The 21,861-nt window shown below is 37.3% G+C and carries 28 protein-coding genes; 10 read left to right on the forward strand and 18 right to left on the reverse strand.

What is annotated here, in order from left to right; all coding sequences use genetic code 11:
• Nucleotides 1–179 precede the first annotated feature (179 nt).
• Complete coding sequence (locus IHV12_RS14205) at nucleotides 180–836, forward strand: hypothetical protein (RefSeq protein WP_197191239.1); 657 nt, start codon at nucleotides 180–182, stop codon at nucleotides 834–836.
• A 52-nt stretch (nucleotides 837–888) separates the two neighbouring features.
• Here the strand turns inward: IHV12_RS14205 and IHV12_RS14210 are convergent, their stop codons facing one another.
• Entirely contained in the window at nucleotides 889–1,446 is a 558-nt protein-coding gene (locus tag IHV12_RS14210) for a phosphatidylglycerophosphatase A family protein (protein WP_066393218.1), read from the reverse strand.
• Nucleotides 1,447–1,587: 141 nt separating this feature from the next.
• Here IHV12_RS14210 and IHV12_RS14215 point away from each other — a divergent pair, with 141 nt between their 5' ends.
• The 4 genes from IHV12_RS14215 (at nucleotide 1,588) to IHV12_RS14230 (ending at nucleotide 4,112) form a co-directional block, all read left to right on the forward strand.
• A complete protein-coding gene (locus IHV12_RS14215) occupies nucleotides 1,588–2,319 on the forward strand; it encodes an alpha/beta hydrolase (RefSeq protein WP_197191240.1) in 732 nt (243 codons plus the stop codon).
• A gap of 59 nt (nucleotides 2,320–2,378) precedes the next feature.
• Entirely contained in the window at nucleotides 2,379–2,894 is a 516-nt protein-coding gene (locus tag IHV12_RS14220) for a YjcG family protein (protein WP_197127570.1), read from the forward strand.
• Between the two features lie 5 nt (nucleotides 2,895–2,899).
• Complete coding sequence (locus tag IHV12_RS14225; protein WP_197191241.1) at nucleotides 2,900–3,334, forward strand: GNAT family N-acetyltransferase; 435 nt, start codon at nucleotides 2,900–2,902, stop codon at nucleotides 3,332–3,334.
• Nucleotides 3,335–3,416: 82 nt separating this feature from the next.
• Nucleotides 3,417–4,112, forward strand: a complete 696-nt coding sequence (locus IHV12_RS14230; protein ID WP_197127568.1) for a YetF domain-containing protein — start codon at nucleotides 3,417–3,419, stop codon at nucleotides 4,110–4,112.
• On the opposite strand, the gene IHV12_RS14235 is transcribed toward IHV12_RS14230, so the two are convergent.
• The 5 genes from IHV12_RS14235 to IHV12_RS14255 form a co-directional block, all read right to left on the reverse strand.
• Entirely contained in the window at nucleotides 4,084–4,998 is a 915-nt protein-coding gene (locus tag IHV12_RS14235; protein WP_197191242.1) for an MBL fold metallo-hydrolase, read from the reverse strand. The two genes, IHV12_RS14230 and IHV12_RS14235, sit on opposite strands and share 29 nt — an antisense overlap.
• 44 nt (nucleotides 4,999–5,042) lie before the next feature.
• A complete protein-coding gene (locus IHV12_RS14240; protein ID WP_197127566.1) occupies nucleotides 5,043–5,270 on the reverse strand; it encodes a hypothetical protein in 228 nt (75 codons plus the stop codon).
• A 128-nt stretch (nucleotides 5,271–5,398) separates the two neighbouring features.
• Entirely contained in the window at nucleotides 5,399–5,740 is a 342-nt protein-coding gene (locus tag IHV12_RS14245) for a hypothetical protein (protein WP_197191243.1), read from the reverse strand.
• 63 nt (nucleotides 5,741–5,803) lie between these two features.
• Nucleotides 5,804–6,694 (reverse strand): hypothetical protein, encoded by an 891-nt coding sequence (locus tag IHV12_RS14250; protein WP_197191244.1) that lies wholly within the window; start codon nucleotides 6,692–6,694, stop codon nucleotides 5,804–5,806.
• Between the two features lie 135 nt (nucleotides 6,695–6,829).
• A complete protein-coding gene (locus IHV12_RS14255) occupies nucleotides 6,830–7,948 on the reverse strand; it encodes a hypothetical protein (protein ID WP_197191245.1) in 1,119 nt (372 codons plus the stop codon).
• 120 nt (nucleotides 7,949–8,068) lie between these two features.
• Here IHV12_RS14255 and IHV12_RS14260 point away from each other — a divergent pair, with 120 nt between their 5' ends.
• Complete coding sequence (locus IHV12_RS14260; protein ID WP_197191246.1) at nucleotides 8,069–9,043, forward strand: hypothetical protein; 975 nt, start codon at nucleotides 8,069–8,071, stop codon at nucleotides 9,041–9,043.
• 50 nt (nucleotides 9,044–9,093) lie between these two features.
• On the forward strand, nucleotides 9,094–9,246 hold the full coding sequence (locus IHV12_RS14265; RefSeq protein WP_153238649.1) for a hypothetical protein: 153 nt from the start codon (nucleotides 9,094–9,096) through the stop codon (nucleotides 9,244–9,246).
• 32 nt (nucleotides 9,247–9,278) lie between these two features.
• Here IHV12_RS14265 and cysC read toward each other — a convergent pair whose 3' ends face one another.
• Nucleotides 9,279–9,884 (reverse strand): adenylyl-sulfate kinase, encoded by a 606-nt coding sequence (gene cysC / locus IHV12_RS14270; protein WP_255552601.1) that lies wholly within the window; start codon nucleotides 9,882–9,884, stop codon nucleotides 9,279–9,281.
• 21 nt (nucleotides 9,885–9,905) lie between these two features.
• The gene (sat, locus tag IHV12_RS14275; RefSeq protein ID WP_197191355.1) at nucleotides 9,906–11,036 is read right to left on the reverse strand and encodes a sulfate adenylyltransferase; all 1,131 of its coding nucleotides are present in this window, start codon (nucleotides 11,034–11,036) and stop codon (nucleotides 9,906–9,908) included.
• Between the two features lie 311 nt (nucleotides 11,037–11,347).
• Here sat and IHV12_RS14280 point away from each other — a divergent pair, with 311 nt between their 5' ends.
• Nucleotides 11,348–12,721 (forward strand): glycosyltransferase family 2 protein, encoded by a 1,374-nt coding sequence (locus tag IHV12_RS14280; protein ID WP_255552602.1) that lies wholly within the window; start codon nucleotides 11,348–11,350, stop codon nucleotides 12,719–12,721.
• A gap of 54 nt (nucleotides 12,722–12,775) precedes the next feature.
• Here the strand turns inward: IHV12_RS14280 and IHV12_RS14285 are convergent, their stop codons facing one another.
• Genes IHV12_RS14285 through wecB form a run of 4 tightly spaced genes read right to left on the reverse strand, consistent with a single transcriptional unit; the run spans nucleotide 12,776 to nucleotide 16,524 of the window.
• Nucleotides 12,776–13,645 carry an NAD-dependent epimerase/dehydratase family protein gene (locus IHV12_RS14285; RefSeq protein ID WP_197191249.1) on the reverse strand — a complete coding sequence of 290 codons (870 nt, stop codon included), beginning with the start codon at nucleotides 13,643–13,645 and terminating at the stop codon, nucleotides 12,776–12,778.
• The gene (locus IHV12_RS14290; protein ID WP_370568818.1) at nucleotides 13,642–14,448 is read right to left on the reverse strand and encodes a dTDP-4-dehydrorhamnose reductase family protein; all 807 of its coding nucleotides are present in this window, start codon (nucleotides 14,446–14,448) and stop codon (nucleotides 13,642–13,644) included. Before IHV12_RS14290 ends, IHV12_RS14285 begins: the two co-directional genes overlap by 4 nt.
• A gap of 5 nt (nucleotides 14,449–14,453) precedes the next feature.
• Entirely contained in the window at nucleotides 14,454–15,440 is a 987-nt protein-coding gene (locus IHV12_RS14295; protein WP_197191251.1) for a polysaccharide biosynthesis protein, read from the reverse strand.
• A complete protein-coding gene (gene wecB, locus IHV12_RS14300) occupies nucleotides 15,433–16,524 on the reverse strand; it encodes a non-hydrolyzing UDP-N-acetylglucosamine 2-epimerase (RefSeq protein WP_197191252.1) in 1,092 nt (363 codons plus the stop codon). Before wecB ends, IHV12_RS14295 begins: the two co-directional genes overlap by 8 nt.
• Nucleotides 16,525–16,703: 179 nt before the next feature.
• Here wecB and IHV12_RS14305 point away from each other — a divergent pair, with 179 nt between their 5' ends.
• Entirely contained in the window at nucleotides 16,704–17,762 is a 1,059-nt protein-coding gene (locus IHV12_RS14305; RefSeq protein WP_197191253.1) for a glycosyltransferase family 4 protein, read from the forward strand.
• 54 nt (nucleotides 17,763–17,816) lie between these two features.
• Here the strand turns inward: IHV12_RS14305 and IHV12_RS14310 are convergent, their stop codons facing one another.
• From IHV12_RS14310 to IHV12_RS14325, 4 genes are read right to left on the reverse strand one after another with little or no spacing between them, the layout of a single operon-like run.
• Nucleotides 17,817–18,536, reverse strand: coding sequence for a glycosyltransferase (locus tag IHV12_RS14310; RefSeq protein ID WP_197191254.1), 720 nt, complete (start codon nucleotides 18,534–18,536; stop codon nucleotides 17,817–17,819).
• Nucleotides 18,537–19,469: a glycosyltransferase gene (locus tag IHV12_RS14315; protein WP_197191255.1), complete on the reverse strand. Its 933-nt coding sequence runs from the start codon at nucleotides 19,467–19,469 to the stop codon at nucleotides 18,537–18,539.
• 60 nt (nucleotides 19,470–19,529) lie between these two features.
• Nucleotides 19,530–19,739, reverse strand: a complete 210-nt coding sequence (locus tag IHV12_RS14320) for a hypothetical protein (RefSeq protein ID WP_197191256.1) — start codon at nucleotides 19,737–19,739, stop codon at nucleotides 19,530–19,532.
• A gap of 31 nt (nucleotides 19,740–19,770) precedes the next feature.
• On the reverse strand, nucleotides 19,771–20,001 hold the full coding sequence (locus tag IHV12_RS14325; RefSeq protein ID WP_197191257.1) for a hypothetical protein: 231 nt from the start codon (nucleotides 19,999–20,001) through the stop codon (nucleotides 19,771–19,773).
• Between the two features lie 275 nt (nucleotides 20,002–20,276).
• Between IHV12_RS14325 and IHV12_RS14330 the strand changes: the two genes are divergently transcribed.
• The gene (locus tag IHV12_RS14330; RefSeq protein ID WP_197127549.1) at nucleotides 20,277–20,654 is read left to right on the forward strand and encodes a hypothetical protein; all 378 of its coding nucleotides are present in this window, start codon (nucleotides 20,277–20,279) and stop codon (nucleotides 20,652–20,654) included.
• 113 nt (nucleotides 20,655–20,767) lie between these two features.
• Here the strand turns inward: IHV12_RS14330 and fabI are convergent, their stop codons facing one another.
• Both fabI and IHV12_RS14340 read right to left on the reverse strand, forming a co-directional pair.
• Nucleotides 20,768–21,547, reverse strand: coding sequence for an enoyl-ACP reductase FabI (gene fabI / locus IHV12_RS14335; protein ID WP_197191258.1), 780 nt, complete (start codon nucleotides 21,545–21,547; stop codon nucleotides 20,768–20,770).
• A gap of 101 nt (nucleotides 21,548–21,648) precedes the next feature.
• A complete protein-coding gene (locus IHV12_RS14340) occupies nucleotides 21,649–21,795 on the reverse strand; it encodes a hypothetical protein (protein WP_197191259.1) in 147 nt (48 codons plus the stop codon).
• Nucleotides 21,796–21,861 lie beyond the last annotated feature (66 nt).

Genomic DNA, 21,861 nt, shown 5'->3' on the forward strand with positions numbered 1-21,861 from the left:
AATTTATTTCGAAAATGATAGGATACATGCCTATTAATCGATAAATATGTGTTTACCTATGTTAAACGCAAGATAGAACACTACACACTTTCTTACTTTATTAATAGATTATAGTATGGAATCTTTATAATGAGCATCGTCTTGCTATAAAAGTTTGTTCCGGCAAGGAGGTGAATCATATGGCGATCATCCAAAGCCGCACGCTAAGAAGTAGAATCATTCCTCTAGCTAGTGAAAATCTAGTAGATGTATATATCACGGGTAATGCAGTAACGCCCTTTAATAGTGTTTCAATTCGAGAAGTTGGAGGTAACTTTTTACGTGTATTTAACTTAGTAAATGGTATTAATGCGTTAATCAATCTGTTTGAAATAGGAAGCATTGATAATACATTAGGAGCTGGGGTAACTCCTGAAGTAAACAGTACTGATTTTAGATCTCGTGTAATTGATTTTTCTAGAGTATTTACAGTGGATATTTATGTTCCGGGTCTAGCAGCAGCATTTCTTACGAATGTGACAATAAGAGAGGTTGGATCGGATTATATTCGAGTAATTAGTGCAACTGTAGATCGATATGTTTTATTCACATCTATTGCTGCAGTAGATCAAAATTCTATTTTAGTTACAACTAATACACCAACAATTACTAGTCGAACTCTTCGCTCAGTGCTCATTTCGTTAGCTAACGGAGATGTAGTTGTAGATTTAATTGTAGCTGGAAGGGTATTTCTTAATGTGCAAATTGATGAAGTACAATCAGACTATGCACGCATAAATAATACTGCGCAAACCAAATTCCCATTACTAGATATTGTCTCTATTGATATATTGTAATTGTTAACAATAAAAAAACACGCCAAATTTAAGGCGTGTTTTTGCTCGTTATTTATCCAATCTTCTCTTCTTCATCACGAATCTTAATCTCTTCAAGATCAAGACGCTCCTGCTTATCTCGGAGTCTGTGTGCGAGTCGGCTTGAAGCATTAGCAGCAATGCTTGCAACAAGGTCATCCAAGAATGTATGCACTTTCCCATTTGCTATCTTCGTATCTAATTTTTGAATAATACCCATTTTAAATTTGTCTAGGTGACCAAAGGTTGTAACAGCTATGGATCCATATCCGAAAACGGCACCAAGAGCGATGGTTTCATCTACTCCAAACAATCCTTCATCTTGTTCAACGATACTTTGAAGTGGTTCAGATAACTTTCTTTGTTCCGCAAGTATATCAAGTTCTACTCCGACTAGAATAGCATGCTGAATCTCGCGCTTCATAAGAACAGCATCGACGCTTTCTATACACTCTTCTTTCGTTAAGCCAGGTGAAAATGGGATCTGCATTTCATATACGATCTCAGCGATTTCAGGAATTGTGACGCCTCTTTCATTCAACAGCCTTCTAGCCGCTGCTTCAACTTCTCGACTGTGCACTCTATTATTCAACAGACTTCACCTCTTCTTAATGTTCGATCTCTTATGGCAAAACGATTTGATTCTTTCATTATATCATTATGTGATACAATAAAACGAGTTGAATGAAAACGCTTATAATTTAAAGATCAGTCAGCACAGGAGGTACTTTTTATGGCCATACTTAAAGGTTCTATTACAGATGATAAAATATACAGCAACTACTTGGATGAGGAGATTGACTTGCTCATCTACCTGCCTTCTAAGTTTACTCCACTCGTTAAATACCCTATTCTAATCGCACAAGATGGCAGAGACTACTTTCAGTTAGGAAAGCTGGCGAAAACCGCCGATCGACTAATGGAAGAAGAAAATTTACAGAGCTGTATCATTGTTGGTGTAAATCATAAAGGAATTGAAGATCGAAAAGCAAAATATGACCCCACAGGAGAGAAGCACGAGAATTACATTCGATTCATGGCTTTTGAACTTACCTCTTATCTTAATGAGAAGTTTAACACGCTCCAACTTGGTGCAGGCATGGGCTTAATCGGAGATTCTCTAGGTGGTTACATAGCATTTAAGCTGAGTATTCTGTATCCGAATACGTTCGGAAAAGTGATTGTACAATCTCCTTATGTTCCTGAAAGCCTTATTGATACCGTTGAATCCATAGAACATATGCAAACGTTGACCATCTATCACTCTATAGGTGATGAAGAAGAACAGTTTACGAATCCTGAAGGAATTACCAAAGATTTCTTAACTCCAAACAGACAGCTGAGTAAGCTTTTAAACAATTTAGCTCTCGATTATGAATACGCTGAGTTTCAAGGAAATCATCTCTGGGTAAATTGGCAGAAAGACTTAATTCCCGCTTTAAGGTTTCTTTACAGCGACCTGTAACTGTGGGAAATAAAAAGAATATTTGGTATACTAGTTTAAAATATGAGGGAGGAAGAAATATGAAATACGGCATTGCAATTTTTCCATCAAAAAATCTACAAGATAAAGTGAATTCCTACCGAAAGCGTTATGATCCGCATTATGCCCTTATCGCACCTCATATCACACTTAAGGAGCCTTATGAAGCAACCGAGGAAGAAATTCAAGAACATATCTCTTATATTTCTTCTGTTGCAAAGAACATAGACCCGTTTTCAATCATGATTAATAAAGTAGGATCTTTCCATCCTGTTAATAATGTTATCTTTTTAAAGGTGAATGAAGCTGAAGAGATAAAATCGCTGCATGAGCAGTTATATTCCGGTCCACTTGAACATCAGCAGCCATACAACTTTGTACCGCACTTAACACTCGGACAAAAGCTGTCGGATGAAGAGCATTCAGACGTTTTAGAACGTTTGCGTATGATTGATATTGAACATGAAGAACGTATCGATCGTTTTCAACTGCTCTATCAACTTGATAATGGCTCATGGACAGTCTATGAAACATTTCGACTTGGAAAAGGAGTTTAATTAGATTGATTAAGACGTATACAACGAGCGAACAAGGATTTCAAGATGCATTAGCTGTAAGAAAAGATGTTTTTGTTCGCGAGCAGCAGATTGATGAAAAAGAAGAAATCGACAACAACGAAGATGTCTCCCTGCATTTCGTTCTTTACGACGGAGATAAACCAATAGGTGCAGCAAGGCTTCGTGAAGTGAACGGAGAGGGAAAAGTAGAACGAGTCTGTATATTATCTTCACATCGTAAAAAAGGATTAGGTGAAGAACTCATGAACGCTATGGAAACAGCAGCCATCGAACGTTCTTTACCGAGCCTTATATTATATGCACAAACACAAGCAGAAGACTTTTACAAAAAACTAGGGTACCTTACAACATCAAAGGAACCCTTCCTGGATGCTAATATCCCGCATGTCGCTATGAAAAAAGCATTGAAATCGTCATGACGATTTCAATGCTTTTTTGTTTATTACGATCTAATCTCGTCAAAACTGTACAATAAAACGTACGTTGAGGAGACTAAGGTTGATGAACATTCATGTTGGACAATTGACAACTGAATTAATCATAGGGTTTATCGCCCTCTTTTTGTTAACAAAAGTATTAGGAAAAACGCAAATTTCACAGATAACACCTTTTGATTTTATCTCGTCTATTTTCTTGGGTGAATTAGTTGGTAATGCTATGTATGATGATGAGACTTCTATATTCGTTATTTTGTATGCCATTGTAATCTGGGGTTCTATGGTCTATGTAGTTGAAATTATATCTCAGAAGTTTAAAGGAACGCGAAAATTTCTGGAAGGCGCACCCACTATCGTCATTCGTAACGGACTAATCGATCGAGACATGCTAAAAAAGAGCAAGCTCGATATCAACCAACTTCAAAACTTAGTTAGACAAAAAGGATTTTTCGGTTTAAGAGAAGTTGAATATGCCATATTAGAATCTAATGGATCTTTAAGCATATTGCCTAAGTATCAATATGGGCCACCAAACAGACAGGATTTGAACCTGCGATCTGAAGAACAGCCTGAACTCCCTGTAACTCTCATACTAGACGGTGAGCTTAACCATGATAACCTTTCAACAGCGGGACTTTCAAAAAGCGAACTTTATGAGCTGCTACAGCAACAAGGCTACTCCAATGTGAAAGGTATTGTTTATGCAGAATTCTCAGAAGGTGAACTGTTAGTCATGCCATGTACGAAGCCGAAAAAATAACAGGCCGTCCGTTTGTAATCTTATATGCTACACTTCCCTCCTCTAGCAATTGAATAATATGTGCAGAGATGGCCGTTCGAAACAATGAATAAGCGCCTAAGTTAGGGGGGGCTACTTCATAATTTGTTAGCATGACAGCAACTAAATTCTCTAATGATATTCCAGATCTGCTTGATTTTTTGATCTCCTCATGTACTTTCACAGTGATGGTTTCGTGTATAAGTAAGTTGTCTTTAATAACTTCCTGGTATCTGGTAACAAAACTTCCATGTCCAGGGACCATACCTTCCACTTCAATTTCTTTAAGTTTTTGTAATGTTTCTATATTCTGACGTGCGTCAACTATAAAAGGAATCTTATGCTTTGCAAGTACATCTATACCTAAAAAAGCATCTGCAGCATATAAAATACCGCGGAATAAGATGCCATGTTGATTATAACTATGACCTGGAAGATGAATAAAGTGAACTTCTGGAAATTGTTCTATATTTCCTTCTGAGCATATTTCATCAACACGTATAGCTGGTGCTTCTAAAAATTTATTTCGCATTTCCTTTAACGGGTAATTTCCATGAGATAAGTAGATCGGTTCTAGTACAGGATTCCTCATAATTGCTTCTTCTAGAGCAGGGGCAATTGTATGTACATCATAGTTTTGTTGTATGTACAAAGCTCCTCCAAAATGATCTGCATGTGCATGACTAATAAATAGATGAGTTAACGGAAGCTTTTCATTTTGAAGTTGCTTTATCACTTTTTTGGCTGCTGATGTTTCCAGACCAGCATCTATTAACATTCCTTTGCTTTTATCATTATTTACAATATACCCTATGTTAACAGCACCCTTGAAGTAATAACAGTCAGTCGAAAGTTCAATAAATTCCACTATAAAACCTCCAATTCATATGTTATGAACAAAAAAAGAAACCATCAGATGGTTTCGTTAATTATATTCCCTTTGCCTTCCATTTCACTTAAAATCTGATCAAAAGAACGCTTTTCTTCAAATGTCAATCTCTTCTTGTGCTGAAATGAACGTACATCATCATTTTGAATTGGAGGAACACTAGCAACAACAGGCAATCCTCTCTCAGCTTTTTCCATCCGACTAGCATATTGCAGCTGCTGAATTGGTAGGTACGGCAAGATATACCCCATCGATATCCTCTCCTTTATCATTACTTCTATATTTCTTACCCTATTCCTTCTAATTCTATGTTTTCTAAGTGTAATACTAAAAAAAAGAGCACTCTGTTGAGAGTACTCTAAAGAAACATTTGGATTGCTTACACCCAAGGATCATAGTGGCAGCCATTGCTTGAGCTTGAGCTGGAACTTGAGCTTGAGCTAGAAGAAGATTCATGTTTTGAAGAAGATTCATGCTTTGAGCTAGATTCATGTTTATGGCTAGATTCATGTTTATGACTAGATTCATGTTTAGAAGATGACTCATGTTTGTGGCTAGACTCATGTTTATGACTAGACTCCCATTTGCTAGAGCTTGATTCGCACTCTACCTTCTTTTCATGAATAATAACTTTATCTGCTTTAATGATTACTTTATCAGCATAAACCTTCTTATGTTTTTTATGCTTCTTCTTCCTTTTACAATAATAACAATCTTCCATGTTACAACCTCCTCGTATAGTACATCATATGCAAGTCTGACGAGTTGGTTATAGGCTGTCTCACTAAAAATTAATAGCTATATGATTAACTGCTTTTGTTCGATAGTTTTGTTTATGAAAATAAACGAACGCTTCTACCGTAATGTTTTCATCAATACCACTCTTAAATGGAATCTGGAAATCATCCAAAGAGAGTTTGTCACCACTTTTAAATGTGGTTTCACGTAGTGGACAGATCCACATCTCTCCCCGTTCTTTTGCTTTTTCCGCCCACTCATTATCCATATACATCCAAATAGACTGCGTCATCTCTTCCTGTGAGGGTGACGCGATCAACGATATAATTTTTCCTTTTAATGCACAAGCTTCAGCAGGTTGGAATCTGAAACAAATATAAGGATTCTCCAACGTTTCTGTTCCAGTGTTTTCGATAAAAAAAGAACCTCTAATAAAGCCCTTCTTATCTTTTGTGAAAATTACCGAATAGTCGAAATAACAAGCACTATTCAAGCCTTCTTTTTTCTGTGGTTCTGATTTACTATTATCTGAATCAAGCTCTTCAAAAACCGGTTCAGAAGTGCGATTAATGTTGATTCGCTTTTCCATACTTTTTATGCGCTGTTGATACAGATCGATCTGTTGGTCTTTATCATTCATTTCATCTTGTATGCTCTTCAACAATTCTTCGTAACTCTGCATCCTTTTTTCCATCTCATGTTCTTCTAGCCGTTTTAATTTCCTTGTGAGTTCTTCGACTTGTTTTCTTAGTCCTTGAAGTTCTTTTTCATTCTCTTCAATTATTTTAAGTGATCGATCATTGTTCGTCTCATTTTCGAGTCGTTCAATGGTTTCTTCAGCAAAGACGAGCTTTTTCTCAAGATCAAGTGCTTTGTCCTTGTAATAGTCCACCCTAGAAACGAGCCGCTCATAACTTAATTTATCCTTCGTCCCCATGCATCTTCCCCCTTGCATAATTAGGCTCTTTCCCTATTGTATGTAAGCTACAATTATTCGTTCACCTTTTTTTCATAAACAGGAAAGACCTGCAGGCAAATCGCCTCAGGTCTTTCTGTTCTTCAGATCCATTAATTATTGGTGTTGAAGGCAGTTTTCTATAGCAATTTCTCCAGAATCTGCTTTTACAACACCTGTAGTAAATACTTTAGTTCCTGCTCTGTCAATAAGTTCTACCTCAAATTGATTTCCATGCTCTGTCTCAACAATAGCCAGGTTAAACTGATACTGTTCTCCTGAAGCGTCCATTATTCCTCTTCCTGAAACAGTCAATCTTAGTCCACCAGCATACTCATCACAGCTAAGTGTTTCTTGTGTGAATTCTGTAGCTGTATATCCTGTATCGTTTAGAGATAATTGGAATCTGCTTCCTGACAGGTTGTAATTCGGACAGATTTCAACGGATATCGTTGCCCTGCCAGTTTCTGTTGCTCCATCCTCTTCACACGTTAATCCGCTAGCAGTTCCTCGTGATCTACACAGGCAGCCTGGCCTGGGATATATGTCCGGGCATTGTTGTGGGAACACTACCTCTGGACACATTTCTCCCTCGCTTTCCTCTGCATTTAGGTCATTTTCACGAGGCGAGCAGAACTTCGCCAATACCTCTAGTTTAACTTCTGCTTCAACTTGGATATCAACGCAGAATGTAATGTCTACAACGAATGAAGTTGGTGATGGACTATTCAACAACACAGTCCCTGTTGGGATGCGAGCAAAGATTTTAGTGATTCGGCAGTATAAGTCTGTTCCATCTGGATAACACAAGACGAAAGATTCAAATACTGATGCATTAACCAACTGTTCTACAACGATTACTCCGTTACGGTCTACAACTTGAACTTTGATATCTGTTGTAAAGAGTAGCTCTACAAGCTGTGCTTCAGCAAAACCTCCGTTAAGCGCTACTGTAACATCTCTCTTATCTCCAACTTGCTCGCATAGATATAGTTCAGGGCATGCTGCCGCTTCAGTTGTTTCACCTGTTAGCGGGAATGCTGGAGGAGTTTTAGGTACTTTCGTAACCAATCTTAACGGTCGGCGTGAAGGATCATCCAATGCTTCTTCTATAGCTGCGATTTGTTCAGGAGTAAAAGAAACGGTCTTTCTTACGTTTAGTGTATCAGTCACCCAGTCGTAAACTTTCTGAACGCGGATACACTCATCCTGCAAGTGTTTATGATTATTTCCCATTGTTTCCCTTCCTTTCCTCATCATGATCTGAAGATTCCATACATACTATGGAAATAGAGTGGGTTATGACACAAGAACGAAAGCCTATTTTTATAGATAAGCGTTAAGGAGGAAGCTATCATGAGACCAATCTGGTATCAAGATCAGAAAGTGTGTGAGTTATCATCCATAGAATATGAGGCTTTATGTCTTTTATTGCCTTATTGGGGATTGCAGATCTCTGATGACGGAGAAACAATTTCAGGAGCTCTTTCTACATTTATGTTTGGTATCCAAGGGCTATCACAAAAGAAAGTTAAAGAACTAGATCAGCTTTTAAGCCATACAGGAATCAGAGTGACAACAGATGATCATGTGAAATGTGACCATCGTTTTTATGTAGATTTCCATAGTGGTCATCCAATGCCACTTGCTCTGAATACACCTGAGAAACAATTATATTACTTGAACCCTTCTCCCACTTTCAGGTTACCCGTTCAAGCTGGCATTCATAAAGGTATCACATTAAAAAGAAAAGACGGACCTCTCTTCTTAGCCGTGCAGCCTTCTTATGAAGGTAAAGTTGTAGAGTGGATCAGTTATTTAGTCATTCAAACCTTTCTGCGTGTTTCTTTTGAATCTCTTTCTTCCGTTTCAGAATCAACTTTCTTTTCTTGCGCGAATAAAATCTTAAAGCCTATTAATCCTTATTTTGCAGCCGCTCAAATCCCGTTAGTAGACGAAATTGAAGAAAGACCAAATGTAGAAGTTAAGCTAAAGTCCTCCCCTTCTTCTCCTGTACAAAACAAGAGGGAAGATCTTTTTTATGAGGCAAATGAACAGAAGCCTGTTAATAGAAGATTAGATGCACCTAAAGCGACTGTTCCCCAAATTCGACCCTTTTCATCTGCTGGTTCGCTCATCACCAACCAGATTCCAAAACCCTATGAGCAAAGTAAGGTTTTATCAAGAAATGCAAGTCCAATCAGTCCTTTTAAATCAAACAGCCCTACTGAAAAAACGATCCAACCTTTTAATAAGAATACTGCTGAATCAAAGAGAACTTCAGTCATTCGTCCATTTCAACCAAATAAGAACACCCCGTCCTCAGATTGAGAATATAATGGCATTGCGCCAAGATATTCAATTAAGAGGAGAGATTAGAAGTGAATAAAGAGGATTTACAAAAGCTTTATGCTGAGATCAAAACAAAGAAACTGAACAATGCAGGGAAGAACCAATCTCTAATTAACCCCCCTGTAAAAAAAGGCTGCAGTTCTTGCGGCAAAGTAACATGGAAACCTAATAAATCTAACTAAAAAGCTGTCACCTTAGGGTGCAGCTTTTGCCTTTAAGAAATATATTGATTTTCCTCCAAATATTTTATGATTTGTTCGGCACATTCTTTTACTTCCAGGTGATCTGTTTTTACAGTAATTTCAGGAGAAACTGGTGCTTCATACGGATCAGAGATACCCGTAAAATTAGTAATCAATCCTTCTCTTACCTTCTTATATAGCCCTTTTGGATCTCGTTTCTCACATTCTATAAGACTGCAATCTATATAGACTTCAACAAATTCTTCTCTTGACAACAAACTTCTAACAGCATCTCGATCTGCAGCAATAGGAGAAATAGCTGCAACTAAAACAATCGATCCGCCTTCTACAAATAACTTTGTAACTTCTCCGACTCTTCTGATGTTTTCTGTTCTTGCTTCTTTTGAGAAAGTTAGATCTCGATTTAATCCGTGTCTTACATTATCTCCATCAAGCAACATGGTACTGTACTGTCTTTGGTATAACATTTTCTCAACTTCGGAAGCTATCGTTGATTTTCCAGAACCCGATAGACCTGTAAACCAAAGCACAAAGCTCTTATGACCATGAAGTTTCTGTCTCATTTCCTTGGTCACATTATGCTGTTGCCATGTTATATTCTTATCTTCTTGACTCAAATCTTTAGCCTCCATACCTTTTTATTTAGCATAATAATCGCGTAATATTGAAATGACTTCACTCCTGCTAAAATTAGTTGGAATCGGCTCGTTATTTTTTAGCATTTCTCTTACTTTCGTTCCTGATAAAGTAAGTCTGTCCATTTCGTCATGTGGACACGTTTTAATCGTGGCCATAGCTCCACATTTCGTGCAATAAAAACTATTCTCGAAGAAGATAGGTGTAATTCCTATCTCCTCCAGATCAAACTCTGCAAAAATATGCTGCGCATCATAAGGACCATAAAAATTTCCGACACCAGCATGATCTCTTCCTATTATAATGTGGCTGCATCCATAATTCTTTCTTATGATGGAATGAAAGATCGCCTCACGTGGACCCGCATATCTCATCGATCCAGGAAACGCACTCAACAGGACACGATTTTTCGGGTAATAATGTTGGAGAAGCGTTTCATAAGACTCCATCCTAACTTCTGCAGGTATGTCATCCTGTTTTGTCTCCCCTACTAAAGGATGTAATAAGAGCCCGTCCATCTGTTCAAGTGCTGTTTTTTGTAAATATTCGTGTGCACGATGAATGGGATTTCTCGTTTGGAAACCAACGATCTTTTCCCAACCATTCTTATTAAATTGTTCCCTTGTCTCTTTAGGATCTAAATAATAAGATGAACCAACTTTTCGAGGAGGTTTGTTCACCAAAGTAACTCTTCCCCCTACGTACCAGCTTCCTCTATTCATCACATGGCGTACCCCTGGATGCGTTTGATCCTCTGTACGATAGACATGCCTCACTTCTAGAAGTTTGTCAGGTTTGAAGATATCTGTGATTTCTATTTTTCCATATATCGTATTTTCATATTTCAGTAAAGCTTCATGTTGTTTTTTTAATTGTTTAGCATTGTCTTCAGTAACAGGTAACGTTATTGGAACACTCCAAGGAAGTCCGTTAGTTAGCCTCATATGACGTACTACAGCTTCGTATTCCGCTTTGTTCATAAAAGAATCAAGAGGACTAAATGCACCGTTAGCAAGACATTCTAAATCAGATAAACTGATTGGATCTAATTCAATTTTAATTAGGTTTTGATTGTAATCGACGTTAGTAAACTGTCGATTGACTAAACTTCCACCATGAGGAAGAAGGAGCATCGATTTCACCTCAACTATTCATTCATTAGCCATTGCTAATCATTACTAGTGTATGAAGGTTAGACAAGTTCTGTGAGTAAAATCATTTACACTGCAAATGAAATTTCTCAATACCGCCTTAATTTTTGTACTTTCCTGATAAGTTGATTGACGTGTAAGGTGCGAGACTCCTGAAACGGAAAACAACTACATTTAAGAGCACTTCAGCATGTAGACAGCATTTATTTTAGAAGCAGTCTAAACAGAAAATTTTTTTACCAAAAAAACCAGTCCCATTCTTATATAAATGAATAGAATGCTTGTATCGCACTATGACATTATCAATCATAGAGAAATTGAACTTAGGAGGAACTTTAGTGAAAGTAGGCGTAGTACTCCCCGTATATCACCAGGAAAGGGAGTATATTTTTGAATGTATACAATCGATGGAAAGACAAACTTTTCGTGATTATAAACTTGTAATCGTTCTTGATGGACCTAATGATGAAACGGTCACTGCAATAAAAGAAGCTAGTAAACTTTTAACCATTCCATATGAGATCGTTGATCGAAAGGTGAATCTTGGAATTTCTCCTACTTTAAATGAGGGCTTTGAACTTGTTAAAGATTGTCCTTATCTGACATGGATCTCGAGTGATAACAGACATGATCCAAACTTTTTAGAGCGGTTAGTCGATACGATGGATCAAGCCTCAAAGGAAACCGTGTTGGTGTATTCATTTTATAGGCGGATTGATCAACATGGTACACCGATCACTTATACAAAAGCATGGTACGAATATGTTGAGCATTTTATGACGAGGAAACGAGAAGAGATATTCCAGAATTGTTTTATTGGAGCATCTTTCATGTTTACGAGTGAAGCTTTTGCAAAAGCTGGAGGCTATCGGGTAGATTTCCCTAACGTACAAGACCATGATTTTTGGATTCGCTTGCTTCAGCATGGCGATTTTGTACTGCTCCGGGAATATATTATGGAATATCGTTTTAATGGACGATTTGCACTTACAACAAACATCCCACCCGAACAGCTGACGATGGAAAGTATGGCTAGCAGTATCGATATACAAAAAAGTATCGGAAAGCTACCAAAAGTAAGTGTTGTTCTCTATTCACACAATCATGTGAAAACAATCGATCTTGCATTGAACAGCATTCTTCAACAAACGTTGAGCGATTTTCAGATTGTAATTGTGGATGATGGTTCGACCGATTTTACTCCTGATTCAATTCATCGAACACACGACTTTAGAATGATTCCATTGTTGCTAAATCATCGTGGAAAAGCGGAATCCATTGAAATTGCTCTTGATTATTGTATCGGAGAGTATGTTCTTTTTATGACAGGTGAAGACTGGCTTGATCCACAAGCGCTTGAGCAGATGGTGTTAAAAATGGAATCCTTACCGTCTGAAACCGATCTGTTGGTAACGAATCATAAAATTTGGTACGACCGTCGAGGACGTTTGACTTCAGGACCAATTATAAGAGGTACTCGGTATGTTAAATCCTCGTTAAACGAAACCATTCAACCATACGCCGTTTTGTATCGATTAAGATCTCTTCATAAAAGTTTGAGTGGCGTCTCAAACAATCAAGTTGAGACTCACTTTTATAGCCAGCATATTAAGCCTAGAAATACACATTGGATGAATATGGCCCTATACCATAAACGAATGAAATAAATAGAGCGTCCCCATGAATGAGGGACGCTTTTTCTAGTGTATTAACTTGTTATATTAACTGATTGATCTGTAAAATGTAAGAGTTTGCTGTATCGAAATTTCTAATGGGTATTTTTTCTGCCAATGGAGTTCTTGTAAGAGTTTTGAATCCATGACATTGGGACTTTTTTCTGGAGAAGCGGCTGTCTCTAACAAAGTCAGTTTTTCTTTCGTAAACGTTTGAAAGATATCAGCTATCTCTAACAGTGTTGTCATCTTTCCTGATCCTATTTCGTAGGTCTTATTATGATGGCCTTTCTTCAACAGAACTTCATAAGCAGATATCGCATCTCTTACATCTAAGAACTCTCGCTTGTTTCCAAGATGACTGATATTAATAGCACTTTTATTACCAGTATTCTCCATGTTGATAATACGCTTTGCTAAAAAAGAAACGAAACCAGGTGATGTGCCTGGTCCGATTAAATTACATGGTTTTGCTACCATAACTTGAAGATCAAACAGATGCGTCCAGTCCATCACTAGGTTTTGTTGAAGCTGTTTACTCACTCCATACGGATGATCCTTTCCCGAAAGTGCTGAGGTAACAATTACTGTTCGGCACGATGGGACTGATGAACGAATAGCTTCAAGTAAATAAAGTGTTCCTAGAACATTTGCTTCAATCGTCGAGATAGGGTCTTCCCATGAATGAAGTACAGAATTCACACCTGCCAAATGAAGGCAGAAGTTAGGTTTATGCTTGTTTAGGATTTCCGAAATACTTGCTTTGTTTAAAAGATCACATGTTTCTGCATGCACCTTCGAAATAGAAAAGGAACTTCTTGAAATGCCTATTACTTCATATCCTTTATCCACAAAGTACTGACAGGCATGAAGCCCTGTAAATCCAGTTGCACCTGTTATTACGATCTTTTTTTTCATTTCAACCAATCTTTTAAATCTTGTACCTGTTTTTCATAAGATGCGACCTTAAATGTAGAATCTGTCCTTGTGTTAAAGAGTGTTCGATCTAATCGTGGCTCAGTATGCGGGATAATATCAACGTCATCCTTCTGATAGATATCCTTGATAATCTTTAAAAGTTCATACTTCGAAAGAACTTCTGGAGCGGTTAAATGGTAAAGACCTGTTATTGGATTAGTGATGGTATGATCAATAAATTTAGCAAGTTCTAAGGTTGTAACACCGTTCCATTTCACATGAGTAAAACCTCTGATGGTTCCCTTTTGTTGAATAAACCAGTGAAATAAACCGATGCCATTCTTCAACTCAGGACCGATAATGGAAGTTCGAATCGTTAGATGAGGTTGTGTTTTTATTTCTCCAAGCTGTTTTGTTTTAGCATACATCGATAAGCCATCTGGTACCGATTCTTCATTGTAATTACCTTGATGTCCACTAAACACGCAATCTGTACTAATGTGGATCAACTTGCCTCCATACCCATTGAGTTGTTTAGCTAATTCGTGTGGAAGTAAGCTGTTTACAAGGATTGCGTCTCTTTGATGGATGGCAGCATATTCGTTTAATAGACCGATGCCATTAATAATAAGATCTGGTTTATGATGCTGAACAACTTCAGCAATCTGAGTTAGATTCGTTGCATCCAGCTGGATATGGCCCTCCGTTCCATCTCTAGAAGTCAGAAGGAGCTCATGTGTTGTCTTTGTTTTGAAATAGGAGGCGATCATATGACCAGCCATCCCATTCGCCCCTAAAATCATGATCTTCAAGACAGAAATCCACCTTCAACGAGCATCTGATGAATCTCTTTTTTCGTCATTAAATCCGTCTCAGAACTATAGCTTTCAAGCTCTACTTTATCGAAAGATGCATAGTGTTCATTCAATCCGTCTATATCAATAGTAGGTAGAATTACAAAGTATTCATTATCAAAAAGGACTGTCGTTGTACTTTCATATTCAGATAATAGGATTTCATGAAGCTTCTCTCCTGGACGTTTTCCAAGTTCGATCATCTTTACCCCTTTTTCTCCTGAAGCATCAATAAGAACTTGTGCTAGATCTGTAATCTTACACGTAGGCATCTTCATAACAAAGATCTCCCCGCCTACACTTTCATAAGTGGCTTTAAATAATAGACTGATCGCTTCTTCTAAAGTTAAGAAGAACCGCGTCATCTCAAAATCAGTTATACCTACTTGACCTTTATTCTTAATCTGACTTTTAAACACGTGAATAACACTACCATTTGTGCCTAAAACATTACCCCCTCTTACGCAGACAAATCGTGTATGCTTACTTAATAGGTTTGCATGGATGATTAACTTTTCACCGATCGCTTTCGTCATTCCGTAAAGATTAGAAGGATTCGCCGCTTTGTCAGTTGAAATATAGATTACTTTTGTTACCTTATGATGAATGGCTGTTTCGATTACGTTTTGTGTTCCTTGAATATTACTTTTCAGTGCTTCATAAGGTTGAAGCTCACAGATCGGCACATGCTTTAATGCTGCAAGATGATAGATATAATCGATGCCTTCGCTCGCTCTCATCAAGGAATCTTTATCTCTGATATCACCGATCATAAAGGTAAGCCTGGGATTATAATCAAACTGTCTTTGCATAGCTACTTGACTTGCTTCATTACGCGAGAGAACGATTATTTCTTTCGGTTCTTTTGGCAGAAGCTGTTTGACTAGCTCATGACCCCAAGATCCCGTGCCCCCCGTAATTAAAATTCTTTTATTAAACAATACTATTTCCTCCTAAAATAAACTTTACGACTCGATCTGAAACATCTAAATCTCCATAGCCTTCGGGAATGGACCATTGCTTCTTCTGATTTGTCATTACTTTTACTGAAGCTAAAATTTGTGTGGCTGAAACACCTGATACACAATTGCTGCCACACTCAACGGTTTCTGGCCGCTCGGTACTATTTCTCATCGTTACAGTCGGCACTTGGAATAAACAACATTCCTCTTGAACGGTCCCACTATCTGTTAGTGCACAAAATGCGTGCTTTTCTAACTTTACAAAGTCAAAGAATCCAAATGGTTCATGAAATTGTACGAATGGGTTCATCTGTACCGTGCTGCTTTCTAGAATCCTTGATTTTGTGCGTGGGTGGATAGAGCAGATGATTGGCATTTTAAAATGTTCTACAACTAAATTTAAACCTGTTAATATCTCTTTTAAATGACCGTGATTGTCCACGTTCTCAGCACGATGGGCTGTGACTAACATATACTTTCCTTTGGAAACATTTAATTTTTCTAGAATTCTGCTATTATCAATCTGTTCTGCAAATTGAGTTAATACTTCATAGATCGGGTTACCTGAAACCATGATTCGGTTAACAGGAACACCTTCTCTTATTAAGTTCTCTCTGCTGTATTTGGTATATGGCAGATTAAAGGTAGAGATGGCGTCAATTACTTTTCTGTTTTTCTCTTCTGGTACATTTAGGTCAAAACATCTGTTACCCGCTTCCATATGCACAACTGGTATGTTTAACCTTTCTGTAACAATAGAAGAAAGAGCACTGTTCGTATCACCTAGGACCAAAACTTTATCCGGCTTCTCGTGTAGCAATATTTTCTCTAGCTCTGAAAACAGATGTGCAATTTGATTTCCGAAAGAAAATTGTTGTCTCATTAAAATATAGTCTGGCTTTCTAAGTTGAAACTCTTGGAAAAACACGTCATTTAATGAAGGTGTGAAGTTTTGACCTGTGTGAATCAAAACATGTTGATCTGCTAATTGATCTAGTTTTTTGATGATCAAACTTAGCCGTATGATCTCAGGACGTGTTCCAAGAATAGTTACTATTTTCAATGAAACTCTCCTTCCATAATTAAAATTAAAACTTTATATTAAACTATGATTGTATTCCCAATGTGGACTAGACCCCTACCCTGTACAAACAAAAAAAGGCACCCCTTCAGAGTGAGTGTTTAGAACATCTTTTCTATGAATTCATACAATGGCTTATAGAAATTAAAAGGAGCTACCGTATGATCACAGCTAAAATTTTGTTTGTTTTTTATTTACCTAGCGGCGGCATGGAAACATTGAACCGTCAACGCTGTAAAGCCCTTAAGAACCACGGCATCGACTGTCATCTTCTCTACCTTCAGAATGGTACAGGCATGCAAAACATTTCTGAGATTACTACTTATATCACAAATAATGATGAAGAGATTAAAAGAATAATAATGGATGATTTTGATGCCATCTTCGTTTGCTCAGACATTAACTTACTTCATCGTATAAGAAAGCTTGGGTTTACAGGTAAACTTATATATGAGGTGCAAGGGTTAGGTAGTTACCAAAACGCTGAAAAAATTCTGCTTCAGGCAAAGCCGAACGTGGAAACATATTCTAACGGAATCCTTTTTCCTAATACACCTCATCTAATCAACTTGATTCATGCCTACTATCCTTCCACACCTAAATATTGCTTTCATAATTGTTTTGATAAAGATGAATTTTGTTATGTTTCAATGGAAAAACCGAGCTTTCCGATCGTTGGCTGGGTTGGGAGAATTGAAGAGAATAAAAATTGGAAAGATTATTTAGAGTTTTCCTTTCGCTTCTTAAAGCATAGACCTGACACTCAATTTTGGATGTTCATAGACGATACACTAGGCGATCAAAAGGAGCGGATGAAGTTTAATAGACTGGTGACTCAGATGGGGTTAAGCACTTCACTAAAGCTGCATGCGAACATCCCTCATAAACAGATGGCCAACTACTTCTCCATGATCGGGGATTCTGGAGGATTCTTATTATCGACTTCTAAAGTGGAAGGATTCGGGTACGCAGTCATTGAGGCGATGAGCTGCAGATGCCCTGTTCTCTCTTCTGATTCAGATGGTGTAAAAGCATTCATCGCTCATAATCAAACTGGTAAATTTTACACGAATGCTAGAATTGAAACGGCTGTTCCGGAAGCATTAGAACTAGTTAACAATGTGGTGTTACGTTCTAGTATTATAGATCAAGCATACAATCACTTAGATGTATTTAACCTGGATACGTATGCCCAAGAATTTATTAATATTTTAAAATAAAATACAGATATCCTAAGTTTGTTCACAAAAAAAAAGCTCCTAAAGAGGGCTTTTTTATGTGCCTTTAATTCGTTTAACGATCTGTTGAGTCATCATTCTTTTATATCTTTTAGAGACAAGCTTAACTTCTTTTCCTATCGACGGTTTACGTACCTGTGAACCCATTTCACTGTGCACGCGATAATGGGTTAACGGCTGATTGTAGTGAAAAAATAGGATGTCCGAACAGATTACTCGTAACCAATAATCATAATCTTGCGTACTCGGAAGCTCTTCATCAAAGTATCCTATTTGCTGAATGAGTTTTTTATCCATCATAACTGTACATCCATTGATCACACAGCTTCTTCTCATAACTTTTAGAAATGCCAAATAATCAGTGTTATCGAAACCGAGTGTTGAACTTGTAAGAACATTATCCTCATTCATAAGTCTGAAGTTCGTACTGCTTATCAGCGCGCCTACTTCATTCATAAAAGCAACCTGACGTTCTACTTTGTTTGGAAGAAACATGTCATCAGAACTTAGCCAGCAAATAAAGTCACCACTTGCAGCTTTAATGCCTGTATTCAATGCACTTGCCGTTCCACCGTTTGGTTTTGAGAGAATCGTTACCTGATCTCTAAAAGCGTCTAATTTCTCGTTATGTTGAAACGATCCATCATTTACGACAATAATTTCAATATGTTTGTACGTTTGATTCAACGCACTTTGTATGGCGTGTGTGACATAAGTACAGTTGTAAAATGGGATAATAATAGATACTTTATCCATTCAAAGTTTCCTTTCAATAATTGTTTGTATTTTGTGTATCATTTCAAGAGCTCTTTTGCTTGAGGTATGTCTCTCGTGAACCATCTCATATCCTTGTCTAGCGATAACATTCCGTTCTATTTCGTTAGCAAGGTAATAAGTGATCTTTTCTTTATAATTATTGAGATCAATTTGTACGAATGTTTGACCATCAATAAATCCAAGTTCATTTAATTCTGGTGAACCTGGAGCTAGCAACAATGTATTTGAGGCTAATACTTCGAAATACTTCAAAAGTGGATATTGATAGATCGAATCACATGTAATAAATAACTTGGCAGCATTCATTTCTTTTGCATATTCTGCGCCTGAGATAATTTCTTTCTCATGCGCTTTTATATCACGATATCCTGGATGCTTAAAGGTTTTAAAACCACTAAAAGTTTTCATCTCTTGCATGATCTTGGCTCTAAGAGGATAAAGATGCGGATAGTTTGCACCTACCATTAAAACGTCTGTTTCTTTTGTAATCTGGTAATCTTTGAAAACATTTTCGTTCACATGATGAGGGAACCAATGTACCTTATCTGATAGTGAAGGAAAAGTTTGGATAAAAGCTTCTTTATAATGAGGAAATAAAACTTTAATACAACTTAATTTCATAATCCTCTCACGTAATTTTGGGTTGTAATGCAGATCGTGAACGATCATCCCAGATGGTACGTTCAATGTCTCCAGTCCATTTATAAACGGACTATAGTTTTTGTGAATATCATTAAATAATATGAAATCAGGTTTCCTTTGAACACGTGAAAGAATATATTGTATAGAAGCATGTTCGCTCCACACTTCAACATTCACATGTTTTTGAAGTTCTTGGTATAAATAATGACTTGATTTATCAATAAATTGGCTAGTGTTTTTTGATATAAAGAGTATATTTAACTTGCTCATCTATTAACCCTTTCTAAATAAATTGAAAAGACTTCATGTAAACATGAAGTCTTCGTTGAATTAAATTTCGATACCAAGAATATGGTCTATGCGGATATAATACGTTGATCCTGCACCAGAACCTGCACCAGAGAATACCACAAAATTTTCTTCAACACTAACAACAGTGACACCAAAAAGATTTGTTTCCTCACAGCTAGTGTATACTTGCGTGATAACTGTATTTTGTCCAAGTAATCCATTGAACAATCTTCTAAAAATCAATCCCATTATTACAACTCCTTTCTTAACAAAATTACAATTAGATGCTAATATCTTGGATTGTGATGATCTTATCGATAGGTACTAAATAGTTAACAGTTCCATCGTTTACAATGATGAAGTCTGCTTGTACCTCAGTAATAGTCACTGCAGTTAGATCTGGAGCTGCTGCTACTTGAGTTGTTGGTACATAAATAACATCAATGTTCGTAGCTAGTCGTGCAGCTTGAATTAATCTCGCTCTTAAGTTTTGTGTTCCAAAAATCGCCATATAAATCTTTCTCCCTTCAGGAATAAAACAAGCTAGCTAAAATTTGTACTAGCTTTATATATAGATATGAAAAATTACAACTTGTGCATAGATGAATCGACTAGTATATGAGCGGAAATTTAAGAAGTTTAGAAGAAAGGGCTAAAACCTATTTATAGAAGATTGGGCATTAACTAGGTACATGTCTCATGCAAATAATAGCCTGCTTTAATATAGTATATTAACCCTGATGAAACGTTCAGGTACATGTATCTAATCTATAAGGAGGCAATTTAATGTCTAGCCTATTTAAAGGATCTTGCTGTGGCGGAAATGGAGAAGCTGCAGGTGGATCACGGTCAAGAAACAAGTCTTGTGTATGTGAGTTGTTAAACAACATCGCAAACACAAACGGTAATTTCTGCAGCATGGCTGCTCAGCAAAGACTTCTAATCGTATTGAAAGGTGCTTCTACACCTCTTTCTCTTGGTGGAGAAACTACACCTACTATCTTTACATTAGTTCGTTTTGACGACGACAGCAGCTGTGCAGTATTCTCTTACTTGGATGCAACGACTGCGTTAAACCAAACGTTTGTAATCGACTGTCGCTGCATTTGTGGTATCGTATGCGTACCACAAACTACAGGAAACGGCGCAGGAGCTCTAGGTTAATAGAGACTGCAATTACCAAACGGTTTACCTTCCCATTGAGAGCAAGGTAAAACGTCAAAAAACCCCTTCGGAGCCCATTGTGAGCCTTCGAAGGGGTTTTTATTATCATTTAATTATCTAGCGATTGTGTTATAACCACTATCCACGTGAAGAATTTCTCCCGTGATTCCACGAGCCAAGTCACTCATCAAGAACAGTGCAGCATCGCCTACTTCTTCTTGTGTATTTGCTTTACGAAGTGGTGATTTTTCTTCGATCTCTTTTAGTACAGAGTTAAAGTCGCCGATTCCTTTAGCAGCAAGGGTACGAATCGGTCCAGCTGAAATGGCGTTCACGCGAATTCCGTCTTTACCTACGTCACTTGCAATATACTTCACACTTGCGTCTAATGATGCTTTCGCCACACCCATAACGTTGTAGTTAGAAACTACTCTTTCTCCTCCAAGATACGTTAGCGTCACGATGCTACCGCCTTCTGTCATTAGTGGACGAGCTTCTTTAACTACAGCAGTCAAGGAATACGATGAAATATTATGAGCAAGAAGGAACCCTTCGCGAGTTGTGTTTAAATACTCGCCTTTTAATTCTTCTGTGTTCGCAAAAGCGATACAATGAGCAAGTCCATGAATTACGCCAACTTCTTCTTTTAATGTAGCAAAAGTCTTTTTAATTTCTTCATCATTCGTAATATCACATGGAAGTACGATTGAATCGTTTCTTCCTAGTGATTCTGCTAGATCTCGAACATTCTTCTCTAATCTTTCGCCTGCATATGTAAATACTAGGCGGGCACCTGCGTTTGAAAGAGATTGTGCAATTCCCCAAGCAATACTTCTCTTATTTGCAACACCCATTACTACAAACGTTTTGTTTTCTAATGATAGCTGATACATATAAAGCTTCCTCCCCATCAATCTGTTCATTTTATTTATTAGTAATTGTTATTAGTACCAAGTCCTAATTAGTATAACAGAAGTAGAGAGGATTTTCACTATTAACCTTTACTAGTCTGAATATCTTTCACTTCAAAACCGCATGAATCACAGCGATAAATCACATTTTGATTCGATTGAGCGATTAAGACCTCTCCATTAAGATCATGTTCTTTTCCGCATTTTGGACAATGAACAACTGGCATCATATCATTTCAACTCCCTATATTTTATCTTTACGCTTAGCATGCTCATTTTTATAGTAATTTAGGACT

The sequence above is a fragment of the Fictibacillus sp. 7GRE50 genome (assembly GCF_015903875.1).
Taxonomy (GTDB): domain Bacteria; phylum Bacillota; class Bacilli; order Bacillales; family Fictibacillaceae; genus Fictibacillus; species Fictibacillus phosphorivorans.

Excerpts from the sequence above, each read along its gene's own strand:
- IHV12_RS14205 (WP_197191239.1), top strand. The coding sequence starts at position 180 with ATGGCGATCATCCAAAGCCGCACGCTAAGAAGTAGAATCATTCCTCTA.
- IHV12_RS14215 (WP_197191240.1), top strand. The coding sequence starts at position 1,588 with ATGGCCATACTTAAAGGTTCTATTACAGATGATAAAATATACAGCAAC.
- IHV12_RS14220 (WP_197127570.1), top strand. The coding sequence starts at position 2,379 with ATGAAATACGGCATTGCAATTTTTCCATCAAAAAATCTACAAGATAAA.
- IHV12_RS14230 (WP_197127568.1), top strand. The coding sequence starts at position 3,417 with ATGAACATTCATGTTGGACAATTGACAACTGAATTAATCATAGGGTTT.
- IHV12_RS14240 (WP_197127566.1), bottom strand. The coding sequence starts at position 5,270 with ATGGGGTATATCTTGCCGTACCTACCAATTCAGCAGCTGCAATATGCT.
- IHV12_RS14245 (WP_197191243.1), bottom strand. The coding sequence starts at position 5,740 with ATGGAAGATTGTTATTATTGTAAAAGGAAGAAGAAGCATAAAAAACAT.
- IHV12_RS14250 (WP_197191244.1), bottom strand. The coding sequence starts at position 6,694 with ATGGGGACGAAGGATAAATTAAGTTATGAGCGGCTCGTTTCTAGGGTG.
- IHV12_RS14255 (WP_197191245.1), bottom strand. The coding sequence starts at position 7,948 with ATGGGAAATAATCATAAACACTTGCAGGATGAGTGTATCCGCGTTCAG.
- IHV12_RS14260 (WP_197191246.1), top strand. The coding sequence starts at position 8,069 with ATGAGACCAATCTGGTATCAAGATCAGAAAGTGTGTGAGTTATCATCC.
- sat (WP_197191355.1), bottom strand. The coding sequence starts at position 11,036 with ATGCTCCTTCTTCCTCATGGTGGAAGTTTAGTCAATCGACAGTTTACT.
- IHV12_RS14280 (WP_255552602.1), top strand. The coding sequence starts at position 11,348 with ATGACATTATCAATCATAGAGAAATTGAACTTAGGAGGAACTTTAGTG.
- IHV12_RS14285 (WP_197191249.1), bottom strand. The coding sequence starts at position 13,645 with ATGAAAAAAAAGATCGTAATAACAGGTGCAACTGGATTTACAGGGCTT.
- IHV12_RS14290 (WP_370568818.1), bottom strand. The coding sequence starts at position 14,448 with ATGATTTTAGGGGCGAATGGGATGGCTGGTCATATGATCGCCTCCTAT.
- IHV12_RS14305 (WP_197191253.1), top strand. The coding sequence starts at position 16,704 with ATGATCACAGCTAAAATTTTGTTTGTTTTTTATTTACCTAGCGGCGGC.
- IHV12_RS14310 (WP_197191254.1), bottom strand. The coding sequence starts at position 18,536 with ATGGATAAAGTATCTATTATTATCCCATTTTACAACTGTACTTATGTC.
- IHV12_RS14315 (WP_197191255.1), bottom strand. The coding sequence starts at position 19,469 with ATGAGCAAGTTAAATATACTCTTTATATCAAAAAACACTAGCCAATTT.
- IHV12_RS14320 (WP_197191256.1), bottom strand. The coding sequence starts at position 19,739 with ATGGGATTGATTTTTAGAAGATTGTTCAATGGATTACTTGGACAAAAT.
- IHV12_RS14325 (WP_197191257.1), bottom strand. The coding sequence starts at position 20,001 with ATGGCGATTTTTGGAACACAAAACTTAAGAGCGAGATTAATTCAAGCT.
- IHV12_RS14330 (WP_197127549.1), top strand. The coding sequence starts at position 20,277 with ATGTCTAGCCTATTTAAAGGATCTTGCTGTGGCGGAAATGGAGAAGCT.
- fabI (WP_197191258.1), bottom strand. The coding sequence starts at position 21,547 with ATGTATCAGCTATCATTAGAAAACAAAACGTTTGTAGTAATGGGTGTT.
- IHV12_RS14340 (WP_197191259.1), bottom strand. The coding sequence starts at position 21,795 with ATGATGCCAGTTGTTCATTGTCCAAAATGCGGAAAAGAACATGATCTT.